This is a genomic window from Porcipelethomonas ammoniilytica, assembly GCF_025567485.1.
Classification (GTDB): Bacteria; Bacillota; Clostridia; order Oscillospirales; family Ruminococcaceae; genus Porcipelethomonas; species Porcipelethomonas ammoniilytica.
In genome coordinates, this window is sequence record NZ_JAOQKH010000004.1 from 191,578 (window position 1) to 217,052 (window position 25,475).

Here is a 25,475-nt window from a genome sequence, read left to right on the forward strand (position 1 = left end):
GGTTGCTGTGTTTGTGCTTGTAAAATTTTTATACTATTAAGTATATCAAAAATTATAAATATTTGTGAACTATAAAATATGCACTAATAAAAAAGGAGTTGACAATGAAATTTTTCAGTGAAACCTTCCGTGAGCTTGAAAGCTGGAAGGATATTGAGAAGTGTATAAAAAGTAAAATAAGTCCTGTATGCGCTACCGGACTTTCTCATATTCATAAGGCTCAGTTCATTTATTCCATTTATAATGAAAGTCCGATACTGGTTATAACGGAAAGCGAAGCGGCGGCAAAAAAACTCTGCGACGATATTGCCGTTATGTCGGGAGACGAAAATTACGCAGTACTTTTTCCCTCCAGAGAGCTTGCTCTTACCAAAGTCGAGGGCTTTTCAAGGGAATATGAACATCAGAGAATTTCCGCACTTTCAAAGCTTATAAGAGGAAAAAGTAAGATAATAGCGGCAAGTATTGAAGCGGTAATGGAACCTGTTATCCCTAAAGACATTTTAAAAAACAGTACCATTGCAATAAAAAGCGGAGCGGAAGTTAATCTTGAAAAACTTAAAACCGAACTTATTAATATGGGATATATCCGCTGCGATAAGGTTGAAGGACCGTCTCAGTTTTCTGTCAGAGGCTCTATTGCCGACATTTTTCCGGTACAGTCGGCGATGCCTGTAAGAATAGAATTTTGGGGCGACGATGTTGACAGTATTTCGTATTTCGATCCGGAAACCCAGCGCAGAACCGATTCTCTTGAATCAATAGAGATCGCACCGGCAGTGGAAACTGTAACAGACCGTTTGGCTTTGGCAGATAAAATCGACAGTCTTGCAAAGAAAATAAGAAGCAGAAAGTCTGATATTGTAAGGGCACGTCTTGCAGAGGACTCGGAGCTTTTGAGAGAGGGAGCGGAGGTTCAGTGCATAGATAAATATATACCGCTTATTTATGATAAAATACCGTTGATCTTTGATTATTTTAACGGAATAACTGTTTTCTGCGAATATGTCAATGCAGCCGAGCATGCAAAGGGTGTTACGGCACAGTATAATGAGGACTGCAAAATACTCCTTGAAGAAGGTGAATTGTGCAAAGGTCTTGAGGGACATTACTGTGAGCTTTCCGATGTTCTATCCGAAACGAGTAAAGGACAGCAGATATTTTTGAGTAATTTCATTCAGGGACTTGACAGGGTAGGATACAAGAAAATTATCAGCTTTGAGGCTCTCCATAACGCTCCTTGGGGCGGTGAAATGCGTCAATTGGACGAAGATCTGAAAAGCTTGTGCGAAAAAGGATATCGTACAATGCTTATTGCAGGAAGTGAAAAAACGCTCCCGATCATTCGTCAGGATCTTCTGGACGACGGAATAAAATGCGATATTGCAAAGGTGGATTCACAGTGTCTGCCGGGCAGAGTTCTGCTAATGACGGGAAGTCTTTCCGGAGGTTATGAATATCCTGAAAATAAAACGGCTGTAATCACTCAATCCAAAGCGGCAAATTCAAAAAAGAAGAAAAAGAAACATAAAAAAGGAGAGGAAATAAGAAGTCTTTCCGATATAACCGCAGGGGACTTAGTGGTTCATTCCATGCACGGTATAGGAAGATTTGTCGGTATCAGAAAGCTTGAACTTGAGGGTGTTACAAAGGATTATATAACAATTCAGTATGCCGGTAAGGACGTGCTTTATGTTCCTGTAACTCAGCTGGATATGGTGTCAAGATATATCGGTCCCAGAGACGATACAGGAGTAAAACTCAATAAGCTTTCATCTTCGGAATGGCAGAAAACAAGAAACAACGTAAAGCGTGCGGTAAAGGACATGGCTCACGAGCTTACCGCTTTGTATGCTAAGCGTGAAAAAAGCAAAGGCTTCGCTTTTCTGCCCGACGATGAAATGCAGAGAGATTTTGAATCCCGTTTTCCTTATACGGAAACAGACGATCAGCTTCAGTCTATTAACGAAATAAAAGAGGATATGGAAAGAATCCGTCCTATGGACAGACTTTTGTGCGGAGACGTTGGCTTCGGTAAAACGGAAGTGGCTTTCCGTGCCGCTATGAAATGCGTGGCAAGCGGAAAGCAGTGTGCAATTTTAGCGCCTACAACCGTACTGGCAATGCAGCATTTTCAGACCGCTTTAAGACGATTTGAGCATTTTCCTGTAACCATCGAACTGCTTTCAAGATTCCGTACTCCGAAGCAGCAGCAGGAAATTTTAAAGAAACTGAAAAAAGGTCTGATTGATATTATAATAGGTACGCATAGATTAGTGCAGAAAGACGTGGAATTTAAAAGTCTGGGACTTGCCATTATAGATGAGGAACAACGATTCGGCGTTGCCCATAAGGAAAAATTCAAGGAGCACTTTACAGGAGTTGATATGCTGACCCTTTCCGCAACACCGATACCCCGTACTCTTAACATGGCAATGAGCGGTATCAGGGATATGTCAGTCATAGACGAACCGCCTCAGGACAGGCATCCGGTTCAGACTTATGTTGTTGAATACAATCCGGGAATGCTCATACAGGCAATAAATAAGGAGCTTAAAAGGGGCGGTCAGGTTTACTATATCCATAACCGTGTTGAAACGATCTCCTCATGTGCCGCAAAGCTTCAGGAGTGGGTTCCAGACGCAAGAATAGCCTACGCTCACGGTCAGATGACCGAAGAAGCGATGTCAGAAATATGGCGTCAGCTTGTGGAGCATGAAATTGATATTCTGGTATGCACTACTATTATCGAAACCGGAGTGGATGTTCCGAATGTAAATACCCTTATTATTGAGGACTCCGATTATTTCGGTCTGTCACAGCTTTATCAGCTAAGAGGCCGTGTGGGACGCTCCAACAGAAGAGCTTTTGCTTATTTTACATTCAGACGGGAAAAGATACTTACTGAAGTAGCGTCTAAGCGTTTGAATGCCATGAGAGAGTTTACGCAGTTCGGCAGCGGTTTCAGGATTGCTATGCGTGACCTTGAAATAAGAGGTGCCGGAAGTATTTTAGGCGGGCGACAGCACGGGCATATGGAATCGGTAGGATATGATATGTATATTCGTCTGCTTACCGAGGCTATTGCCGAGGAAAAGGGAGAACCTGTCAAAAAGGCGGCTGACTGTGCTGTGGATATCCAGATCGACGCACATATACCGGAAAATTACATTGAAAGCCTTGCCCAGCGTCTTGATATATACAAAAAAATTGCGGCAGTGCAGAATGAAGAAGATAAAATGGAAATGATTGATGAACTTATTGATCGTTACGGCGATCCGCCTAAATCCGTTGAGGGACTGATAAATGCTTCGTTGCTTAGAAATACAGCGGCAAGTCTTGGTATTACGGAGATTCAGCAGAGAAAAGAGAATATGATATTCTATATTGAACGACCGTCTCCCGAACAGATCGACGCTATTTCTTCAGCTTATAAAGGAAGGGTAGCATTTAATTGTCTTTCAAAGCCGTATATAAGCGTAAAACTTGATAGGGGACAGAAACCGGAAAGACTAATGGAGTCGGTATTGTCTGTTATGAAAAATGCAATGTGATTCTTTGTACAGTTTTAACTGTTTTGCCGTTTTAAATCACATAAATTTATATAATTTTTATATAGACATTTTGACATAATTAATGTTATACTTTAAAAGTATAGAAGTATTTTTTAATCTTATAAAAAAACAAATCAGTGAAAAATAAGAGGTGTTATATTGAAATTCAGAAGATTTGCTGTCTGTGCAGGTTTATGTACTGCTTCTGTTTTTATGACTTTGACGTCTGCGGCAGTTACTGCTGCTGACGATACTTATAAAACAACTGTAAAAGGCAAGGCCGGTCAAAACCAATTGGAAAGGATTACAGACGCAGAATTGCCGGAAATTACAGGTAACGCTACGTATTCCGCTTATATTCCTCTTGCACAGACGAAAACCGTTGAATATTTTGTTCTGGATATCGACGGCCTTAACAATACCGTTTATGAACATCTTGCAGTGACTGTAGATAAGGTAAGAATTGACGGTGAAGAATATGAAATGAATTCTACTCCGGCTGTAGATATTCAGTATGAAGAAGGAAGTTTTAACGGTACCAGAATTTATATTGCAAACGAAGACAGCAATTATCCGTTTCTGCCTGTACAAACAAAAGTAAACGAATCAATTGAAATAATTTTTACGGTAAAAGGTATGCCAACGGATGGTCCGTTATTTGTTGACAAGCACGGCGCACAGCCTGAAACGACAGAACCTTCTGCAGAACCGACACAGTCTTCGTCAGAGACTGCCGTTACTACTTCGGCACCGAAAACAAGCGGTGCGGAATTGGTTACATATGAAAGCTCCATTACGTCGGAGACTTCTGCATCAGCGTCTGTATCGGAATCATCTTCATCAGTCAGCTATAATGTATTGTCTAACAATACGACGACTGTAAGCCGTAATGCGGGGGTTGGCTTGACTACTACTCAAAGAACAGGTGCTCCCTTAACGGGTTCAAAAGGCATTAACATTGCTTTTGTCGGTTTGGCTGTTACCGGTCTTGCGGCAATTGCATCAAAGATCAAAAGAAAGAAAAACAAATAATTAATTATGAGGTGTCAAAATGAATTTAAAGAGATTTATTGCAGCTATGTCTGCTTGTGCAGCAGTTTCAGCGGCAGCTATGTCAGTTAATGTAAATGCAGTTGAATTATCCGCATATGCATATCTTTGCGGTGATATGGGAACGGCCGAGGTAAAAGAGCTTTCAGATATTCCTGCCGGTTCTAAAACTGCTATTATCAACGGTGACGGACAGTATGAGGTTGTATGGAAAGTAGCTGAAGGAACTGTAAATAATATTGAATGTCTGTATGTTAATATTCCTGATATATCAACAGCTCGGTATTCAGGACTGAAAATTAATGTTGACTCAGTTTATATTGACGGTAATCAATTAAATTACATAACAAGTCCTAATGCCATAAATACGGCGTATGCTGCCATTGGTCAGGAGCCGGGAACAAGAATTTATCTTTACGACGGCTGGGACAATACAGGTGTTGCTGATGTGCCTTTAAATACATCAGTTACTGACAATGTCAGAGTAGTGTTTACGGTTACCGGAACTGGAGTTATACCGGAAACAACACAGCCTTCTGAAACTCAACCTGACGGTTTACTGACGCAGATTTCTGATAATGGATTTTCAAGTCAAAATAATACTACTACAGTTGAGGCGGCTGTGACTGGTGACGGAGGAGTAGCGGCAGTTGCTGTTGCCGGTCTTGCAGTTACTGCTTGTGCGGCTGTTCTTTCTAAAGTAAGGTTTGGAAAGAAGAAAAAATAATAAGATAATGATTTATTAACTTATAAAAAGTACCGATTCAATTAGATTCGGTACTTTTTTAGTTATAATAAAAACTGCTGAGCAATAAACTCAGCAGTTTAAATTTAATATTATCTTGCAGGACCTAAATCATCTAAATCAATAAGCTGAAGAACGCAATTAATAATAGCTATTGAATCCTTTGTATCAATTTCATCATCATAAACAGTCTGAGCCTGTTCATATGCCTGTGCGTCCTTAAGCGGGTAATCAACGCTATTAATCAGATATTTGTTAAGAACAACTATATCTGCTGAGTCAACAGACATATCACGGTTTGTGTCACCATACATAAGATCTTTCGGATCAAAACTTCCTGATGGGATTGTATTTCCTGTTTCTTCAGTTGTAACAGTAGTTGTTGTAGTCGTAGGTATAGTTGTTTCAGAAGTTTCAGAAGTTTCAGGAGGAATCGGTTCTTCGGAAAGTCTGCCGTAAATAATTCCGCAGCCAACTGTTGACATATAAACTGTGCCGAATTCATTCATATCGCCTACAAGGAAATTACCGTTTCCTGTACCGCCGTATAGCATTTCGCTGTTAATAAGCACCCATGTTTCACCGCCGTCCTGAGAACGGTATACACCTTCAGGATCTGAATCCTGGGGCTTGCCGTACATATAAAGAGTATTTACGTCACCTTTCTTTTCAGGAGCGCCGTAGCCAACAGTTTTGCAGTAAGATACATTTTCAAGCTTATTAATTGTTTTGCCGTTGTCAGTTACACTATACATACCATACCAGCCGGCGCCGATAATAAGGTTATCTTCACCGAGGTAAGCAATTCTTCCAGCGCTGTCACACTGGTCGTACATAGCTACATCAGTACCGGTAAATGTTTTTCCGTAGTCTGTGCTTACACAGAGCGTATAATGAGCATCAGACATATCCGGTTTATCTTTTGAATAGAACCATGATTCATTATAGTATGTTACATAAGCATATACTATATTTGGTTTGTTTGGTTCAATGAACATGTTGGTCATCTTTGAACCGTATGCGCTTGGTATACCTGTACAAGTTTCCCATGTCTGACCTAAATCATCAGAATAAAAAACCGCTGAGGTTTTATCATTTTCGTGTGCGCTCTTAAAGAAACGGTATGAACCGTCTTCAAGCTGGGTAATAGCAGCTCTTCCGCCGTTTGCATTAGCCATTTTATTCCATGTTTTTCCGCCGTCAAGGGTATAGAATCCGGGAGCAGTATCATTTTGATCCTTAGCAATTCTTATCATAACATCAGGATTCTGAGGGCAATATGCTATAGCGCTTGTTGAACCCATATTCGGCTGATACTGTTCCGGAATTTCATTAACATCTGTATGAATAAATCCGTCATAGTCTCCGATTGCCGAGTATGCGCTTCCTCCCGGAACGCTTACCATATCCAGTGCAACTACTTCTTCGATTCCTGCCGGATCAAAATAGAACTGAATACCTTTTTCATCCCATACATTATCACAAGCAAAAACACCGTTACCGGATGTCATAAGGATTTTGTCCGAATTTCTCGGATCGATGAGTATACCGCTGCCCCAATGTACAGCCTTGCCGTAGATCCATGCATATCCGTTTGTATCGATCGGTTCTGAAACAAAGTAATGATTATCTGTGTACTGACCTTCCTGCTGACCTGGCGTAATATCTGTCCAATTTTCGCCGCCGTCAGTTGATCTGAAGAAATGATCGCCCCAAGCAATACTAGTTTCAGTCCATTCTTCTTCATACCACTGATCTGACCATAATCCACAAGTTCTTGCCAAAAGTTTGTTTGGATCTGATTTATCAGCCGTAATCATACCGATAGCATTGCCTGACGGTGAGATATCGGTTACTTTACCGCTTGCGATATTGTATTTGTAAGCACCGCCGGCAGAGCCGCTGAATGCAAGACCTGCAATATAAGTTACAAAGATATTTCCGTTTCCGTCATCACTGATAGTTACAGGATAATTAGCTGTAGGAAGATCAGAGCTAAGCTCTGTAAATTCATCTGTATCAACATCAGCTACATGAATATTGGTTTGTCCAGTAACAGATGTACCTACATAAACCTTGCCGTCTAAAACTTTGATTGTTGCAACGCCATTTTGTGTATTATATTCTCCTGAGCCTGTACCTCTTGCTATATGATCTGTCCATGTAGGCCATTTAACGTCATTTTTATACAAACCAAGGTCGTCATAACCTTTAACGGGTTTCCATGTCTTGCCGCCGTCAGTAGACTTGATCAAAGCGGAATCCCCTGCGGTAACATCGCCTCCGGCATAAATAATGTCAGGATCATCAGGGTCGATTGCTATAGGTTCGCTGCATTCACGACCATCGCCGTTTCCGTGAACTTGAATCATATCTGTAACATCGACACGGGTAAACGTCTTGCCGCCGTCGGTAGTTTTTATGATTTCTGTTCTTGCGTCTGAAAAGTAAGCACAGCCGCAGAGGAAATAAACGGTATCATCGTCGGTAGGATCAATTGCAATTCCTTTTACACTTAAAAGTCCCCTGTCTGCTTCATTAATGAATGCAAAAAGTTGATCCCATCTGTTTGTTTCGTAGTTGTATTTATATGCGCCGCCTACGTCTGTTCTGAGGTACATTTCTTTCTGACCTGTTATTATACCGGTAACAAAGCCGCCTCCGCCGATTTCCACTGATCCCCATTCCATTGTATTGGAAATATCTTTAGAAGATGGTTCGGCAAATGATACAGATGGTTTTATTCCGACTGAAGCGGACACAACCAGTGCACAGGCAGTAATGACTGAAAGTGCTTTAGTTTTTAATTTCATAGCTATCATTCTCCCGTCTATATTTTGATTTTTTCTTGCATATTGTCAGAACTCAACAATATCTTTATATAATTATACATTATTTATGTTAAAAAAGCAAGAATAATTTTTATACGATATGTAGAATTCAGTTGACAAAATTTATATATTATGCTATATTTAATGAGTTAATTATAGATAAAAGGAGAAACAAAATGAAAAAAAGTAAAGACGTTTATAGAAAAAGACAACAAGTTCTTTTACTGTGTATAGTAGTGATTCTTGTAGCTGTAATCATATTATTGATGTACTTGTTTATTTTTAGAGATAGGAAAGAAATCGGAAACAAATCAATTTCGTCTTCTTCATCCGGAAGTACAGAAGCTGTTCCAGCGGATGCTCAGGACAGTGATTCCGATTATTATAACAGTATAACCTTTGAGGAAAATGAGATTACAATAAAGGTGGGAGAAAAGTATACTCCAAAGCTTAAAAATCTCCGCAGCAGCGATGATGTTTTTAACTGGGTAAGCTCCAATAATGCAGTAGCTGTAGTAGGGGAAAGCGGTGAAATTACAGGTATAGGCGAGGGGACATGCGAGATTACTGTCAGCATTCGCAATACCGATACTTTGTTGAGTTTAAAAGTAAATGTTGTTCCGGCGGACGGAAACGGACATGAAGTCATTGAAGAAGACGGTCTTACATATATTGATGGTATACTGATCGCAAATAAGTCCTATTCGCTACCGGCGGATTATGATCCGGGTGTAAATCAGGAAGCATTGGACGCATTCAATGAAATGGCGTCAGATGCCGCAGACGAGGGATTAAGTATTTATATTTCTTCAGATTACCGTTCCTATTATGATCAGGAAAGAATTTATAATAATTATGTTGAAAGAGACGGTCAGGAGGCCGCCGATACATATTCTTCCCGTCCGGGACATTCTGATCATCAGACGGGTCTTGCCTTTGATTTAAATAGTATTGACGATTCCTTCGGACTTACTCCGGAAAGCGACTGGGTCGCAGTAAATGCACATAAATACGGATTTATTATCAGATTTCCCGAAGGAAAAGATGAAATAACCGGTTATCAGTACGAGCCTTGGCATATTCGTTATCTTGGCGTTGAAAAAGCTACGGAAGTGTATGAAAGCGGACTTTGTCTGGAAGAATTTCTGGGAATAGATTCAGTATATAAGGATTAATTTAAAAACCCCACTTTTTTAAAAGTGGGGTAAAATTTTTTGAGCGGCTTTGCGAGACTTAAAAAGTGTTTTAAGTTGATTTTGTTGGGCATAAAAGTTTTTGTCAAGCTTTTTTAAGTTATTTTTAAATTTTACAAAAGTAACCTTGCGAGACTTAAAAAAGTGTTATAAGTTGATTTTGTTCGGCATAAAAGTTTTTGCCAAGCTTTTTTCAAAAAGCGGAGTTTTACCTGTCGAGACTAATTTAAATTTTATCATTAAACTAAAGACGGTACAAAAGTTTTCGCCCAGCCTTTTTCAAAAGGCTGGTTACATAAGACCAAAACTAATAGAAAGAGCATTGTTTACTTTATTCATAGAACCGTTGTCAAGTTCTCCCATACGTTCTTTCAGACGTTTTTTATCAATAGTTCTTATCTGTTCAAGAAGAACGACGCTGTCCTTAGCGAGACCGCAGCCGTCAGCGCTTAGTTCTATATGTGTAGGAAGCTTTGCTTTTTCTTTCTGACTGGTTATAGCAGCAGCAATAACAGTAGGACTGTGTCTGTTGCCAACGTCATTCTGAACGATAAGTACCGGTCTTATTCCGCCCTGTTCCGAACCCACAACAGGGCTTAAATCCGCATAATATATTTCTCCTCTTTTAATAGACATAATCTTAATCTCCATTCTTTAAAATAAAAGAATCTTATGTAATTATCATTGCCTGAATTTTAATTTTTAAACCTGTATATCAGAAATTATTTCAGTCCATATATTGACATTATATTACAGTACATACTCTGAGGTGAATCATTGAAAGCTGCGTGAGTATTATGATATAAGCAAAATAAAAAATATTTTTTTAAATTACTATTTTCTTTTTATGAATTTTTTGTTATAATTAGTAATATACGTTTTTAAGGTCAATAATAAATACGGAGATATTGCTGATGAATAAATATAAAAATCTTGCGTTTAATACTATAATACTAGCAGTGGGAACATTCGGTTCAAAGATACTGGCATTTTTCCTCACAAGACTTTATACTACTTACATGCCGTCGGAAACGCTTGGTACAAAGGAGCTTATTGAAACAACCGCTAATTTTCTTATACCAGTTTTTACTTTTGCCATATCCGAAGCGGTTATCAGATTCGGACTTGACAGGGAATATGATAACCGTCAGGTTTTTTCTACAGCCATTATGATTCAGGTCATGGGACTGCTGATAATGGGTCTTTTATCGCCTTTTTTGTCCCTTATTCCATTCGTAAAGGGATTTACTCCGCTGCTTGCGATATATGTAATTGTTTCAAGCTTCAGACAGACCTGTTCGCTGTTTGTACGTTCAATAGGTTATGTAAAGCTATACGCTTTTGACGGTATACTTGCTACCGTTACTATTTTTATTTTTAATATAATCTTTATATCCGGTCTGAAAATGGGACTTAAAGGATTTTTTCTGGCTGTAATTGCCTCAGATCTTTGTTCAACAGTCTTTTTGTGGTGTATGGCAAACTTAAGAAAATATTTCAGTATCAGGTTTGCGGACAGAGATGTTATGCATACTATGCTGAGATTTTCAATACCTATGATCCCAACATCTGTAATGTGGATAATAACAGGCTTTTCGGACAGACTGTTTATAAAATATCTTGACGGACCAGCCGGAACAACCGGAGACTCTGCTGCCGGAATTTATACCGCAGCGTCAAAGATACCAAATCTAGTGTCGATGGTATCGACTATATTTTTTCAGGCTTGGAATATGTCTGCCATTTCGGAATACGGTTCAAAAGGTATAGGAAGATTTTATGAAAAGGTTTATTCCGCATATCAGTCTATAATGTATATTACGGCTGCAAGCCTTATACTTTTAGTAAAGCCGCTGTCCTCCATGCTTTTAAACGACAGCGTTCACCCTGAATATGCTCAGGCAGTTCAGTATACTCCCGTATTGATCCTGTCGGTTCTTATGTCCTGTTTTAATTTGTTTTTAAGCAGTATCTATACTGCCGCACAGCATACGAAAAATTCCTTCTGGACCAGTTTGGTATCAACGGTTTTAAATCTTATTCTGAATATAATTCTTATTCCGAAGTTCGGCGTTCACGGTGCGGTTGCAACAACATTTATCAGTTATGTTGTCTGCTACCTGATTAGAATTGTTGACGCAAGACGGTATATTTACTTTAGAGTTAATCATTTTACAACTTTTATAAATATATCGGTTCTTCTGGGAATGAGTCTGCTTACCATAAAAAAACCGGATTATTATATAATCTGCCTGATACTTCTGACAGTATTTGTTGTGTGTACCAATTTCAGCGCCGTAACATCAACCTTGAGAAAGGTTTTATCAAGAGGAAAAGGATAACGTTAAATGAGAATTTTTATCTGTTTATTATTGCTTGGCGTTATGTTTTTGCTTTATGTTGGCGTAGAAAACCGTATGCTTATTGTAAGACGTTATAAAATCAGTACTGATAATTTCAGCAGTCAGGAGTCTATAAAAATAGTACAGATTTCAGATATTCATAAAAGAAAGTATTCAAACGGCTGGAGCAGATTTGTTATGCGTGTTAAAGAGCTTTCACCGGATATGATTTTTATAACAGGCGACCTTGTTTCCCGTACCGAAATATCATTGGAAAGTACTCAGATACTGCTTGAAAAGCTTTGCCTGATATGTCCTGTTTACTGTTCAAAGGGTAATCATGAACTTGATTTGAGTGCGGAAATGATGGAAAAGTACCGTAAAATGATGAAAAATGCAGGAGCAGTATTCTTAGAAAACGACAGTACAGTATTTGAAAAAGACGGACGAAAAATAAATATTTACGGTACTGATCTGAAAAAATCCGTATATAAAAATGAAAACGGAGGATATGCGGCACTGGACAGAATAACTTCTGATGAGCTTACTCAAAGTTTAGGTGATGCAAAGGAAGGATTTAATATTCTGCTTGCTCATAATCCGTTTTTCTTTGAGGAATATGCAAAATGGGGTGCTGATCTGACTTTTTCGGGGCATGTACACGGCGGAGCAGTTTATGTTCCCTTTATCGGAGGGATTCTTTCACCTGAAAGAAATTTTTTCCCGAAGTATACAAAGGGATTGTATAAAAAGGACAGTCAATATATGCTTGTTTCTACTGGGATAGGTAAGCTCAGGGTTTTTAATCCGCCGGAGATTTTGTATGCGGAGTTGTTTTTGAAATGAAGATTTTTAAACTTTGACTAAAATCAGAGACTATAAAAGTATGGACATATAAATAAAAGTATGTTAAAATTAAAATAATAAAATATAAAGAGGAGAAAACTATGAATTACTCAAAGCTTACTGACTTTAACGGAACTCCTGTTGCAGAAATTTCTGCCGGAGGATACACAGCAATGATCGCATACGAATTGGGTTCAAATGTGATCAGACTACATGATGATAAAAATGGGATTGAATTTTTCCGTTTTAAGAAAGATAATCCTGCGGAGGTAATAAAACAGTCTGCCGAGGTTTGGGGACTGCCTTCACTTTATCTTCCTAACCGTTTTGCAGACGGTGTGCTGAAAACGTCAGATGCAGTATATCAGCTGCCTGTAAATGAAAAAGCTCCGTATAACAATCATATTCACGGCTTTTTACAGAAAAGAGTCCATACTCTTGCCGAGCATTATGCAGATGATAATTGTGCAGTTGTAAAGACCAAATACAGATATGATGAAAATGACGAATTCTTCCAGTACTTTCCTGTAAGATTTCTTGCTGAATTTACATTTACCCTTTCAGAGTGCGGACTTGAACATAAAATCAAACTGACAAATCTTTCAGATAAAATGATGCCGATATCCTTTGCTACGCATACTACTATTAATTCTCCGTTCGTTGACGGCGGTAAGGAAGAAAATATACGTCTTACTGTACCGGTACAGAAAAGATGTCTGTTAAACGAACGCTGTCTGCCTGACGGCAAGCCTGTTGAATTAAACGGTACAGATCTTGAGTATATAAACGGAGGAAGAAAACCGGTTTTGCAGAATGTGGACAATGAAATGTATGTAACCGGCTGTACAAAGCTTAACGGTCAGGATTTTCATGGCGTGATTGCTGAGGATACAGAAAGCGGAAAGAAGATCGCTTATGAAGTATCAAATGAATACAAATTCTGGATCATCTGGAACGATAAGGGATTTAACGGTTATTTCTGTCCTGAACCTATGACCGCTATGATCGATGCTCCGAATCTTTCAATGCCTGCCGAAATGACAGGATATCGTGAAATAAAACCGCAGGAAGCCTTTGAAGCAAATCAGAGATTCTTTACTGTTATTTAAGGAGGTAAATGTGAATAATTTTACCGAACTTCCAAACGGTTATAAAGAAATACTGAAAATTGATTTGCAAAAAAACACAAAGCTTGCTGTATTGGTAAACGTTATGGCTTTGATTATCGGTGTTGTGATGCTGATTCCTCTGCTTTCAGAAAGTATTCGGACTGCTGTTTTTAAATCCGCTTTTGAAAAAAGCTATATAAAACTGGCTGCAATGTCAGTCGGCATGGTTGTCTATATGATTCTCCATGAGCTTGTTCACGGAATTTTAATGAAAAAATTCAGCGGTGTTAAGCCTAAATACGGTTTTACCGGACTTTATGCCTATGCCGGAAGTACTGCTTATTTTGACAGAAAACATTATATTATTATAGCTTTAGCACCAATTGTTATATGGGGAATTGTACTTGCGGTTTTGCAGTTTGCCGTACCTGATTCATGGGCATGGATCGTATATTTTATACAGATTATAAATATTTCCGGAGCAGCAGGGGATATTTATGTTACATATAAGATGAGTCGTCTGCCGGCAGACATTCTGGTAAATGATGTGGGCGTTTCAATGACGGTATATTCGGCTGAATAAAAAATTACTTACCCGCTTAAAGAAGTCGGGTAAGTTTTTTTATTAATTTTGCTGTAAACCACGCAAATACGTAACTGGCTTAATAATCCTGTTACTATTTTCAACAGTTTTATTTACAATATTACTTATCTGTGATACAATAAAGACGTGATCACAAATAATTTTAAAGGAGGTTTTATAATGGAAGAGAAGAAAAATCTTGGTAAATTTATACAATCTAAAAGAAAAGCAAAAGGCATTTCACAAAAAGAATTGGCTGATAAACTTTACGTTACTGAATCTGCTGTAAGCAAATGGGAAAGAGGAATTTCGTATCCTGACATTTCAATGATTCAGGGAATATGTGAAGTTCTTGAAATAACTGAACATGAGTTGTTTACTGCAAGCGATGACTACCGCCAGAGAGAAATAGAAAAGAATGCAAAAAGTTTTGTGAAGACCACAAAGATCTACAGTTATATTCTATATGCTGCATATATTTGTTCATTGGTTCCGTGTTTTATAACCAATATTGCAGTAAGTCATAAATTATCATGGTTTTTTATAGTTCTCTTGTCTGAGGCGGTTGCCTTTACACTTCTTAACGTTCCTGTTATAGTCAAAAGTCATAAGGGATTATGGACTATCGGCAGCTTTTATGTGTCCTTAAACGCACTTCTTGCCGGCTGCTGCATTTATACCGGAGGAGACTGGTTTTTTACAGCATTTTTATCTGTAACATTTGGAATGGCTGTTGTTTTTGTACCTTTAATACTTTTGGATAAAACATTTCCGGAAAAAATACGAAAACATAATGCTTTGATATCTTTGAGTATTGATTCGGTTCTATTGATCGTATTATGTATGTTTTTAGTGACTGATAAAATACAAGCACTTGCTATCTGTGCCTTTGAACTGATACTTGTATGGCTGAGTATGATAGTAATACGCTATATAAGAATAAACGGATTCTTTAAAACAGCTGTTTGTCTGGTTTTGTTTGGAATTTATGCGCTGATAGAACAGCCTGCATTAAATGTCATAATTGACAAAAAACCTTTTAAATTAGATCCGATCAATTTTAAAATATGGAATGAAACATATTTAAACGGCAACATTATGATTATTATAATGAGTTCGTGTATTTTTGCCGCCTTTCTGTTTTTAATTGGAGGTATTATAAAAGAATGTAAAAAAAAGGACGGCTGACCCGTCCTTTGATTATCTGTTGTTATTGTTGTTATGATCCCTGTCTGTTCCTAAAATTGCGTCGCCGGCGTCTTCAACAACAGAACCTGCGTCATCAACTATGTCCTCTCCTGTAGAGACCAGATCATCAACAACATTTCCTGCTTTGGTAACAATATTTCCGTTATTGTCGTTATTATTACCATTGTTATTATTGTTATTACCGTTGTTATTATTATTGTTGCCTGATTCTGATTCCATGGAAGCGTCTGTTGCAGAATTTAATCCGGACGTTTCATTTGAATTGTTCATAGTTTCAGAAGTTTTTGCCTCAGAGTTATTGCTGCTGTTATCCTTGTTTCCGCATGCTGTCATTGAACAGCAGAGTAAGGTTAAACCTAAAATAAGAGGTAAAGTCTTTTTCATCTTCTTATTCATTCCTTTCATTTTTGATATTGCATCATAATCTTCTGCAATACAATATTATTTTTTCCCCATATCCATTAATTTATCCATGGTTTTCGTGTCAATATGCATTTTCAACAAATTTTCATATAAAATACTCAACATTTCACTCTTGAAAGCTTTTCAACATGTTAACAGTCTTATTATGCCAGTATTCATGGGATTTATTCGACTTTTGTCATGAGTATTAAAATATACTTCAACATTGTTTTCAACAAGCTGTTGAAAACAATGTTGAAGTATTCAAAAAGTGGATTAACTGTATTATGTGTCATAATACACAATAATGATTTGGTACAGTTCTATAATATCGGTTAGTTTGCCGATTTACTTTTTTGTCCAAAATGTTTATAATTATTAATATAAAGATATAAGAACCGTTCTTTATGAGAGTATATGCATGAAACTTTATGTTCATAATTCTTGTAAGGACAGTTCATAAAAGAGGGACAACAAAATGAATAAAACAATAAGAATTGTACAAGGCGGTTTTGCGGCAATTTTCGGACTTACCATTATTTCCGTAATTATCAGAGGTATAAAAGAAAACATACCGATATGGGCGGAAATTTTATTGATTTTTGTTTCACTTGTCAGTATTGGCGGATTAGTTATTCTTTATCAAAAACTCAAAGCCAAAAAACTTACTGAAAAACAATCAGACAGGATATTTTTTATTATTGCAGGTTTGATGCTGATAATACAGATTATATTTGCAGTTATTCTTTGCTATAAACCATGGTCTGATTTGGGATTTGTTGATAAAGCCGCACGGGATTTTTGTCTGACATGGGATAAGAAAGATTTATACACTCATCTTCCGGAAAGACATGAAAATTATTTTGTAAGATATACGAACAATCAGGCAATATTAATAATACTTTCTGTTATTTACAGCGTGTGTAATACGGTTTTGGGTAAAATGCCTTATCTTGTTCCGGTAATGATAAATACTTTTGGACTTAATATTTCGGTCATTTTAATGTATTTTACAGCTAAAAAAATTTTCAGAAATCCTACCACTGCTTTATTTACAGGAATTTTAGCGTCAATATTTTCAGTTTTTTACACATATACTCCATTTTATTACACTGATTCATTAAGCATGCCGTTTGTAATGAGTTCTGTTTTACTGTTTTTAAGAGGAATAGATTCAAAAAGGAAGCTTTATTCTGCAATTCAGCTGATTATGTCGGGATTTTTAGTGTTTATAGGATATAAAATTAAAGGAAGCGTTATAATACTTATTCCTGCATTTCTGATTTACTTTATTGTGTTTACAAAAAAGTTTAATATTTTAAAGCACATTTGTCAATTTTCATTATTTTTAGCCGGATGCGTGATAATGTCAGTTTTGTCAGGAATAGTAATTGGTTCATTTAATATAGCTGAAAAGGAAGAATTGGAGGAAATACAATTTCCGCCTACTCACTGGGTTATGATGGGACTCCACGGAAGAGGCAATTATAATAGCGATGATTTTTGGTTTACAGTAAACAGTGGTAATTACGAACAAAAAAAGAAAGCCAATATTGAGGAAATAAAAAAACGAGTGTCTGATTACGGTTTATACGGAAATATTGAACATCTTGCAGTCAAGCTTTCCTGGACTTGGTGGGATGGAACATATATGATAGGCTATTATATAAAAAAGGGTTCTGACAGCATGCTGCGTAATTTTATATGTCATAGCAAGACGTTTAAGATATATTGTACTGTTTTTCATGTTTCTTTATTATTTTCAATTATTTATTCATTTATCCGGGGAGCTTTTTCAAAACGAATCAACAGAGAAATACTGCTGAAAATTATTTTTTGTGGGATTTATTTTTTCCTTGTGATTTGGGAATCACGTTCGAGATATTTAGTGAATTTTACTCCGTTTTTCCTAATGATCTTTGCAGGTACTATACGAGATATTTCAAATTTTTATTCCGTCCGTTTTTTAAAAAAACGATATGTGAGAATAAGAAAGTAAAATTAAATGAGATCCAGTATAAAAATAATCCCTCGCTTTTAAAAAGCGAGGGATTATACATTTTGATTTTTTTATTACTGATTGCTTTCAATGTAGCTTACGATGTCGCCTACAGTTTTAATGTTTTCAACAGCTTCATCAGGGATTTCAATATCAAATTCCTCTTCGATAGACATAACCAAATCAACTACGTCCAGTGAATCAGCACCAAGATCTTCAGTAATACTTGCTTCCGCAGTTACCTTTTCTTCTTCAACATCCAGCTGATCTGCAACTATGCTTTTTACTTTTTCAAATACCATGTTTAAGACCTCCATTGTCTATTTTATATATATAGGTGTGGTTCACCAATATAACTTTTGTTAGAATTTACTATTCTGTAAACTCACCGATTTTTCTAAACTTACTATAACGTTCTTCGAGCAAAATGTCAATATTTTTTGAAGAATTTTCTTTCAGCGTTTCTACCAAAAATTCTTTTATATTTTCTGCAATTTTGTACACGTCATAGTGCGCACTGCCATTCGGCTCATCTATGATTGCTTCAGCAATACCGAATTCAACCATATCCTCTGCGGTCATTTTAAGTACTTCGCAGGCTTCCTGCTCTTTTGAAGCGTCCTTCCAGAGAATACTTGCGCAGCCTCTTGGTGAAATGACTGAATACAATGCATTTTCAAGCATAGCAAGTCTGTCGCATACTCCAAGGGCTAAAGCGCCGCCGCTGCCTGCCTCACCCAGTACCACAGATGTTACAGGCGTTTTAAGACGCATAAATTCCATAATATTTTTTGCAATTGCTTCTCCCTGACCTCTTTCCTCTGCTTCAATACCGCAGAATGCTCCGGGACTGTCTATAAAGCAAATTACCGGACGGTGAAATTTTTCCGCCTGTTTGGCGAGTCTCAGCGCCTTTCTGTAACCCTCGGGGTGGGGCATAGCAAAGTTAGTTTTCTTGTTTTCATTCAGGTCTCTGCCCTTTACTTCGGCAAGAACCGTTACAGGCATACCGTCGATTCTTGCAATACCGCCCATAAGTGCGGCATCATCACCATAATGTCTGTCACCGTGCAATTCGTAAAATTCCTCAAATATAAGCGGGATATAGTCGTTTACAGTAGGACGATTCTTTTCACGTATAAGACACTGACGTTCCCATGCTGTTTTATCATTCATATCAGAGAACCTCCTTTTCATATCCGTGAAGCTTCATAACATGAGACAAAACACTTCTCATACGTTTGCGTTCAACTATCATGTCAACAAATCCTTTTTCCAAAAGAAATTCAGCAAGCTGAAAATCATCGGGAAGTCTTTGCTTTATTGTACCTTCGATTACACGGCGTCCTGCAAAGCCTACAAGAGCCTTTGGTTCTGCTATTATTATATCGCCCAGAGATGCGAAAGACGCTGTCACGCCTCCTGTAGTGGGGTCTGTGAGAACCGTTATATAAAGCTGACCGGCTTCGCTGTGTTTTGCCGCTGCACCGGAAGTCTTTGCCATCTGCATCAGAGAAACGGTACCTTCCTGCATTCTTGCGCCACCTGACGCTGTAAACAGAATAATAGGTTTTTTCTTTTGTGTTGCCAATTCAAAGGCACGTACAATTTTTTCACCTACAACACTGCCCATTGACGCCATCATATATCTTGAGTCCATAACACCAATTACAACAGGAATACCTCTTATAGTAGCTTCACCTGTAACTATTGCGTCTGACAGACCGGTTTTATCTCTGAGAGCTTGTTGTTTTTCATCATAATCCGGAAAATTTATAGGATTTTTGCTGAGCATACTGCCGTTAGTTTCAATAAAGCTGCCTTTATCAACTGTCAGTTCAATTCTTTCTGAAGCGGTAATTCTGCCATGGTATCCGCATTTCGGGCATACCATATTCAATGCTCTATATTCGTCTTCAAATACCACATTACGGCATCTGGGGCATTTAAACAGCAGATCGTCCGGTATATTATTTGAATTTACAGGCTTTTGGTCTGTTTTTTCGGTATTACCATTAAATCTGGTTGTTACGACTTTGAAAAGATTTTCTAATGCCATGTTTTAAAATCCGCCTGCCTTTCATTCAAATTTAAATGTATCCAGAAATCTGTTGTTGTAATCTCCGGATTGAAATTCATCACATTTAACAAGTGCTAATTGAAAATCAATATTTGTATCTATTCCTTCAACTATAAATTCTGAAAGTGCCCATTTCATTTTCATAATAGCTTCTTGTCTGGTTGGAGCGTAAACAATGAGCTTTGCGATCATAGAATCGTAGTAAGGGGATATAGTGTATCCCTGATATGCTGCGCTGTCGATACGTATTCCGGGTCCGCCGGGAGTATGAAGCGCCAGGATCTTACCAGGTGAGGGTCTGAAATTAAGTTTTGGGTTTTCTGCATTAATACGGCATTCAATGGAATGACCCTTTACTTGTATATCATCTTGAGTATAATCAAGGGGTTCACCTGCCGCAATTTTAATTTGTGCTTTGACAAGATCTACTCCTGTGACAAATTCAGTAACAGGGTGTTCGACCTGAATACGTGTGTTCATTTCCATGAAGTAAAAGTCTTTGCCGTTTTCAACCAAAAATTCAATTGTTCCCGCATTATGATAACCGCATACTTTAGCCGCTTTAACTGCTGCTTCTCCCATTTTACGGCGAAGTTCATCGGTCATCACAGGACTTGGGCTTTCCTCCAGAACTTTTTGATTACGCCTTTGCATACTACAGTCACGTTCGCCCAGATGAATAACATTTCCCTGTTTATCTGCAAGAATTTGAATTTCAACATGGCGTGGATTTTTAACAAAGCGTTCCATATAGACAGCGTCATCGCCGAAGAAATTTTTAGCTTCCTGACGGGCGATTTCAATTTGTGAAGCCAACTGATCTTCTGATTCGACCATTCTAATGCCTCTGCCGCCGCCGCCTGCCGAAGCCTTTACAAGGAGCGGAAATCCAATTGATTTTGCTGCTTCCATTGCTTCCTCTACGGACCGCACAGCTCCTTCAGAACCGGGAATAACAGGAACGCCTGCTTTTTTCATTGTTTCCTTTGCCGTTGCCTTATCTCCCAGCATTTCAATAGACTCCGGAGACGGTCCGATAAATTCTATACCGCATTTTCTGCACATTTTTGCGAATGCGGCATTTTCAGACAGAAACCCAAATCCGGGATGAACGGCATCACAGCCTGTAATTTCGCATGCGGAGATAATAGCCTTCATATTCAGATAGCTGTCCTTAGTATCCGCAGAACCTATACATACTGCTTCATCGGCAATTTGTGCATGAAGTGCGGTTTTATCAGCAGTTGAATAGACTGCAACGCAGCGAATTCCCAATTCACGGCAGGCTCTTATTATTCGTACGGCAATTTCGCCTCTATTGGCGATTAATACCTTTTTAAACATATTTTCTGCTCTCTTTCAAATGTAAATTAAGCATTGAATTCAGTGCCGCTGCCTGCGTCCCGTACACGGGACGCAATGCAAATGGCGGATATATAAATATATGATAAATATATGTGAATTCTGCCATTTGCTAAGCTTTCCCTTAGGGGAAAGCGGCAGCGGCTTCTTATTTAATTGCAAAAGTAATTTCAGCGGAAACTGCTTTTACTCCGTCTACAGTGGCAATACCTTTACCCACACCGATCGGACCTTTTACTTTAATTATTTCAACTTCCAGTTTTAAAACGTCTCCCGGTACTACCTGACGCTTGAACTTAGCTTTGTCAATACCTGCAAAAAGTCCCAACTTGCCTTTGTTTTCGGGAAGTGAAAGCATAGCGACACAACCCGCCTGTGCCAGCATTTCGATCATAAGTACTCCCGGAGTTACCGGATATTCAGGAAAATGTCCCTTAAACCAGAAATCATCTTCCTTTATATATTTTGTTGCTGTAACTTTTTTGCCGGGTTCGATTTCATTAATTTCGTCTATAAGCAGAAATGGGTCACGATGGGGAATTATTTCCATTATCTGTTCTTTATTGTAAACTACATCAGCCATTTTATTACTCCTTATTCAATTATCATAATTGGCTGATCAAATTCAACCGCTGTTCCATTTTCTACCAATATTTCTTTTACAACTCCGTCAAAATCACTCTGAACCTCATTCATAAGCTTCATGGACTCAATAATCATTAAAACGTCGCCCTTTTTAACCTTTTTACCTATCTCAACGAAAGGAGCTTTGTCAGGTCCCGGAGCAGAGTAATAAGTACCGACGATCGGTGCTTTTACAACATTTCCGCTTGTAGGTGCAGGTTCTGATGAAGTTTCAGCAGTAACTGCCGGCTGTACAGCCGCTGCAGTATTAACGGAAACTCCCATAGGAGGCATCGGCGGAGGAGGCAGGATTTTGCTTTCCTTTTCAATTACTATTTCACAGTTTCCGTTTTTTATCTTAATTTTTGAAAGCTTACCGTTTTCAACTCTTTCAGCCAGTTTATTAATGTCCTCAAAGGTGAGATTACAGGCAATCATATTTTCACTCATATAAGTTCTCCTTAATCAGTAATCTTTTTCATGCAAATCGTTGCATTGTGTCCGCCAAAGCCCAGTGAGTTAGACAGTGCAGCGTTAATTTCTGTTTCAATATTGCCGTTTACGCAGTAATCAAGATCACATTCTTCATCAGGTGTCTGATATCCGATAGTTTTATGGATAAGATTGTTTTTAATACTTAAAGCTGTAACAACTGCTTCAACTCCGCCGGCAGCTCCCAACAGATGTCCTATCATAGACTTTGTAGAATTGATTTTAACAGTCTTTGCAGCATCTCCCAAAGCCTTTTTGATAGCTATTGTTTCATATTTATCGTTTAATCCTGTTGAAGTACCGTGTGCATTAATATATGTTACTTCCTCGGGTTTAAGACCGGCTTCTTTAAATGCGTCTCTCATAGCCTGAGCAGCACCTTCGCCTTCAGGGTCGGGAGAAGTCATGTGATAACCGTCGCATGTTGCACCGTAACCTGCTATCTCTGCATAGATTTCAGCGCCTCTTGCTTTTGCGTGCTCATATTCCTCAAGTACCAGCATTCCGCAGCCCTCGCCTAATACAAATCCGTTTCTTTCCTTGTCAAAAGGAATTGAAGCTCTTGCAGGGTCTGCTGTTTTTGACAGCGCTTTCATATTATTAAATCCTGCTAGCGTAAACTGAAGTACTGTAGATTCGGTACCGCCGCAAAGACATACGTCAAGATAACCGTCCTTGATTTTTCTGAAGGATTCGCCTATTGCATGAGTACCGGAAGCACATGCGGTAACAGTAGAGAAGTTGTCTCCCTTAAAGCCTGTTTTCATTGAAACCTGACCTGCCGCCATGTTACCGATCATCATAGGTACATAAAAAGGAGAAACTCTGTTTGGTCCTTTATTCAAAAACTTTTCATATTCGCTCAGTGTAAGACCGATACCGCCGATACCGCAGCCGATTATAACGCCTGCCCTGTAAGGATCAATATCCTTGAAGTCAGTACCGCTGTCCTTTATGGCTTCGTCTGACGCTACAACTGCAAACTGAGTAAAGCGTTCCATACGCTTTGCTTCTTTTTTATCTATAAAATCAGTAGGTTCAAAGTCTTTTACCTGTCCTGCAACACTTACGCCGATTGCGTCAGTATCAAACTGTTCAACCTTAGAAATTCCAAGACGGTTTTCCTTGACTCCTTCCCAGAAATCATGAACGTTATTTCCCAATGGGTTAACAGTTCCAAGTCCTGTAATTACAACTCTTCTGCTCATTTAACAGTTTCCTTTCTTTTTATTACATTGATAATCCGCCGGAAATTTCAATAACCTGACCGGTTACATAGCTTGCGTCCTTTGATACCAAGAATGACACAACGCCTGCTATTTCTTCCGGAAGTCCGTAACGTTTCATTGCTATAAGATTCAGCATCATATTTCTCTGTTCTTCTGTAAGAGCGTCAGTCATAGGAGTTTTAATAAATCCCGGAGCTACAGCATTTACGTTGATTCCTCTTGGACCAAGCTCTTTTGCGATTGTTTTTGTCATGCCGATTATAGCGGCTTTTGAAGCTGAATAATTTATCTGTCCCGGATTGCCGTAAAGTCCCGCAACAGAAGCAAGATTTACTATCTTTCCGCTTCTTTGCTTCATCATGATCTTACCGGCAAGCTTCATCATATTGAACACGCTCTTTTGATTTACGTTTATAACCATGTCATACTGTTCTTCTGACATTCTCGCCATAAGACCGTCTTTTGTTATACCAGCATTGTTAACTAATACGTCAAGACCGCCGAAGCGTTCCTTAACTGCGTTTACCATTTCTTCACATTGATTATAATTTGAAACGTCAGCACAGAAATATTCGCATTCTACGCCTGTTTCCTTAATTTGTTCAATTATTTCGTTATTTTCAAACATACTCTCATTTAAGTCGTTGAGAGCGATATTAAATCCGTCCTGTGCAAGTCTCAGTGCGATTGCCGCACCGATTCCTCTTGACGAGCCTGTGATCAAGGCTGTAGCCATTTTTGTTACCTCCTGTTTTTTTATATAAAAATCATTTATTCATAAGCTTTTGCGCTTGTTCAAACATTTCCTCAATTATATCCTTGCAAGGCTTTACATCATTTACCATTCCTGCAATCAGTCCGCAGAGGAATGAGCCTTCTTCAAGATTACCGTCCTGAACGGCTTTTCTAAGAGAACCCAAAGTAATTTCCTCAAACTCATCAGGAGTGATAGTACCGTTCATTTCTCCGCTTGCAAGTTTTTTAGCGAATTTTGTCTTTACATTTCTGCAAGGGTGACCTGTTGTTCTGCCTGTTACAACGTTGTCTGTATCTTTAGCGTCGACAACAAGCTGCTTATAAGTAGAGTGAATCTGACATTCTTCTGAAGCTAAGAAGCGTGTTCCAACCTGAACGCCTTCGGCTCCCAACATAAATGAAGCGGCAATACCTCTGCCGTCTGCAATACCTCCGGCAGCGATAACAGGAATCTCAACAGCGTCCGCAACCTGTGGTACAAGGCACATAGTCGTGTTTTCGCCGATATGTCCGCCTGATTCAGTTCCTTCGGCAACAACTGCGTCAGCTCCTGCCCTTTCCATTCTCTTTGCCAGTGCAACAGATGGTATAACAGGAATGATCTTGATTCCTGCTTCTTTCCATGCTGCTATAAATTTTCCCGGGTTTCCTGCGCCTGTTGTTACAACGGGTACATTTTCGTCTATAACAAGCTGTGCAAGTTCTTCCGCGTTTGGACTCATTAGCATTATATTTACACCGAAAGGCTTATCTGTTAATTCCTTTGTTTTTCTTATCTGGTCACGCAGATAGTCGATCGGCGCAGAACCGCCTGCGATCAGTCCCAGACCGCCTGCGTTTGACACGGCAGCGGCAAGAGTGCTTTCAGCGATCCATGCCATGCCGCCTTGTATGATGGGGTATTTTATACCTAATAATTCTGTTATTCTTGTTGTCATTTGTATTTTCCTTTCTCTTACTTTTTTGAAAAAAAGTAAGCAAAAAACTTTTATGCCAAATTTTATTGACTTGATTTTGTTTTTAAATACTCGCAAAGTTAATTTTGCAGGGAATAAAAGAAAAAGATTTT

The 25,475-nt window shown here is 38.5% G+C and carries 22 protein-coding genes; 10 read left to right on the forward strand and 12 right to left on the reverse strand.

Annotated elements, in window-relative coordinates; translation table 11 throughout:
- Positions 1-104: 104 nt before the first annotated feature.
- From mfd to OCV67_RS05125, 3 genes are all read left to right on the forward strand, one after another.
- Positions 105-3,554, forward strand: a complete 3,450-nt coding sequence (mfd, locus tag OCV67_RS05115; RefSeq protein WP_147642888.1) for a transcription-repair coupling factor — start codon at positions 105-107, stop codon at positions 3,552-3,554.
- Positions 3,555-3,713: 159 nt separating this feature from the next.
- Positions 3,714-4,586 (forward strand): hypothetical protein, encoded by an 873-nt coding sequence (locus OCV67_RS05120; protein ID WP_147642890.1) that lies wholly within the window; start codon positions 3,714-3,716, stop codon positions 4,584-4,586.
- A 19-nt stretch (positions 4,587-4,605) separates the two neighbouring features.
- A complete protein-coding gene (locus OCV67_RS05125) occupies positions 4,606-5,331 on the forward strand; it encodes a hypothetical protein (RefSeq protein WP_147642892.1) in 726 nt (241 codons plus the stop codon).
- Between the two features lie 110 nt (positions 5,332-5,441).
- Here the strand turns inward: OCV67_RS05125 and OCV67_RS05130 are convergent, their stop codons facing one another.
- Complete coding sequence (locus tag OCV67_RS05130) at positions 5,442-8,162, reverse strand: 1,4-beta-glucanase (protein ID WP_147642893.1); 2,721 nt, start codon at positions 8,160-8,162, stop codon at positions 5,442-5,444.
- A 194-nt stretch (positions 8,163-8,356) separates the two neighbouring features.
- Between OCV67_RS05130 and OCV67_RS05135 the strand changes: the two genes are divergently transcribed.
- Positions 8,357-9,355, forward strand: a complete 999-nt coding sequence (locus OCV67_RS05135) for a D-alanyl-D-alanine carboxypeptidase family protein (protein ID WP_147642895.1) — start codon at positions 8,357-8,359, stop codon at positions 9,353-9,355.
- A 309-nt stretch (positions 9,356-9,664) separates the two neighbouring features.
- On the opposite strand, the gene OCV67_RS05140 is transcribed toward OCV67_RS05135, so the two are convergent.
- Positions 9,665-10,009 (reverse strand): type II toxin-antitoxin system PemK/MazF family toxin, encoded by a 345-nt coding sequence (locus tag OCV67_RS05140; protein WP_147642896.1) that lies wholly within the window; start codon positions 10,007-10,009, stop codon positions 9,665-9,667.
- Between the two features lie 278 nt (positions 10,010-10,287).
- On the opposite strand from OCV67_RS05140, the gene OCV67_RS05145 reads away from it, so the two are divergent.
- From OCV67_RS05145 to OCV67_RS05165, 5 genes are all read left to right on the forward strand, one after another.
- On the forward strand, positions 10,288-11,715 hold the full coding sequence (locus OCV67_RS05145; protein WP_147642898.1) for a lipopolysaccharide biosynthesis protein: 1,428 nt from the start codon (positions 10,288-10,290) through the stop codon (positions 11,713-11,715).
- 6 nt (positions 11,716-11,721) lie between these two features.
- Entirely contained in the window at positions 11,722-12,561 is an 840-nt protein-coding gene (locus OCV67_RS05150) for a metallophosphoesterase (RefSeq protein ID WP_147642900.1), read from the forward strand.
- A 101-nt stretch (positions 12,562-12,662) separates the two neighbouring features.
- Entirely contained in the window at positions 12,663-13,670 is a 1,008-nt protein-coding gene (locus tag OCV67_RS05155) for an aldose 1-epimerase (RefSeq protein WP_147642902.1), read from the forward strand.
- A gap of 10 nt (positions 13,671-13,680) precedes the next feature.
- Entirely contained in the window at positions 13,681-14,253 is a 573-nt protein-coding gene (locus OCV67_RS05160) for a DUF3267 domain-containing protein (RefSeq protein WP_147642904.1), read from the forward strand.
- A gap of 180 nt (positions 14,254-14,433) precedes the next feature.
- Positions 14,434-15,441 (forward strand): helix-turn-helix domain-containing protein, encoded by a 1,008-nt coding sequence (locus OCV67_RS05165; protein ID WP_147642905.1) that lies wholly within the window; start codon positions 14,434-14,436, stop codon positions 15,439-15,441.
- A gap of 12 nt (positions 15,442-15,453) precedes the next feature.
- Here the strand turns inward: OCV67_RS05165 and OCV67_RS05170 are convergent, their stop codons facing one another.
- Entirely contained in the window at positions 15,454-15,846 is a 393-nt protein-coding gene (locus OCV67_RS05170) for a hypothetical protein (RefSeq protein ID WP_147642907.1), read from the reverse strand.
- Positions 15,847-16,342: 496 nt separating this feature from the next.
- On the opposite strand from OCV67_RS05170, the gene OCV67_RS05175 reads away from it, so the two are divergent.
- Positions 16,343-17,863, forward strand: coding sequence for a glycosyltransferase family 39 protein (locus OCV67_RS05175; RefSeq protein WP_147642908.1), 1,521 nt, complete (start codon positions 16,343-16,345; stop codon positions 17,861-17,863).
- A gap of 74 nt (positions 17,864-17,937) precedes the next feature.
- Here OCV67_RS05175 and OCV67_RS05180 read toward each other — a convergent pair whose 3' ends face one another.
- The 9 genes from OCV67_RS05180 to fabK form a co-directional block, all read right to left on the reverse strand.
- Entirely contained in the window at positions 17,938-18,165 is a 228-nt protein-coding gene (locus OCV67_RS05180) for an acyl carrier protein (RefSeq protein WP_147642910.1), read from the reverse strand.
- Positions 18,166-18,235: 70 nt separating this feature from the next.
- Positions 18,236-19,039, reverse strand: coding sequence for an acetyl-CoA carboxylase carboxyltransferase subunit alpha (locus OCV67_RS05185; RefSeq protein WP_147642912.1), 804 nt, complete (start codon positions 19,037-19,039; stop codon positions 18,236-18,238).
- 1 nt (position 19,040) lies between these two features.
- Positions 19,041-19,922 (reverse strand): acetyl-CoA carboxylase, carboxyltransferase subunit beta, encoded by an 882-nt coding sequence (gene accD, locus OCV67_RS05190; protein WP_147642913.1) that lies wholly within the window; start codon positions 19,920-19,922, stop codon positions 19,041-19,043.
- Between the two features lie 21 nt (positions 19,923-19,943).
- Positions 19,944-21,287: an acetyl-CoA carboxylase biotin carboxylase subunit gene (locus OCV67_RS05195; protein ID WP_147642915.1), complete on the reverse strand. Its 1,344-nt coding sequence runs from the start codon at positions 21,285-21,287 to the stop codon at positions 19,944-19,946.
- Positions 21,288-21,453: 166 nt separating this feature from the next.
- Positions 21,454-21,888 carry a 3-hydroxyacyl-ACP dehydratase FabZ gene (gene fabZ, locus OCV67_RS05200; RefSeq protein ID WP_147642917.1) on the reverse strand — a complete coding sequence of 145 codons (435 nt, stop codon included), beginning with the start codon at positions 21,886-21,888 and terminating at the stop codon, positions 21,454-21,456.
- An 11-nt stretch (positions 21,889-21,899) separates the two neighbouring features.
- Complete coding sequence (gene accB, locus OCV67_RS05205; protein ID WP_262644304.1) at positions 21,900-22,379, reverse strand: acetyl-CoA carboxylase biotin carboxyl carrier protein; 480 nt, start codon at positions 22,377-22,379, stop codon at positions 21,900-21,902.
- Between the two features lie 11 nt (positions 22,380-22,390).
- A complete protein-coding gene (fabF, locus tag OCV67_RS05210; RefSeq protein ID WP_147642919.1) occupies positions 22,391-23,629 on the reverse strand; it encodes a beta-ketoacyl-ACP synthase II in 1,239 nt (412 codons plus the stop codon).
- 22 nt (positions 23,630-23,651) lie between these two features.
- Positions 23,652-24,386, reverse strand: coding sequence for a 3-oxoacyl-[acyl-carrier-protein] reductase (gene fabG / locus OCV67_RS05215; protein WP_147642921.1), 735 nt, complete (start codon positions 24,384-24,386; stop codon positions 23,652-23,654).
- Between the two features lie 31 nt (positions 24,387-24,417).
- Positions 24,418-25,344 (reverse strand): enoyl-[acyl-carrier-protein] reductase FabK, encoded by a 927-nt coding sequence (gene fabK / locus OCV67_RS05220; protein WP_147642922.1) that lies wholly within the window; start codon positions 25,342-25,344, stop codon positions 24,418-24,420.
- Positions 25,345-25,475 lie beyond the last annotated feature (131 nt).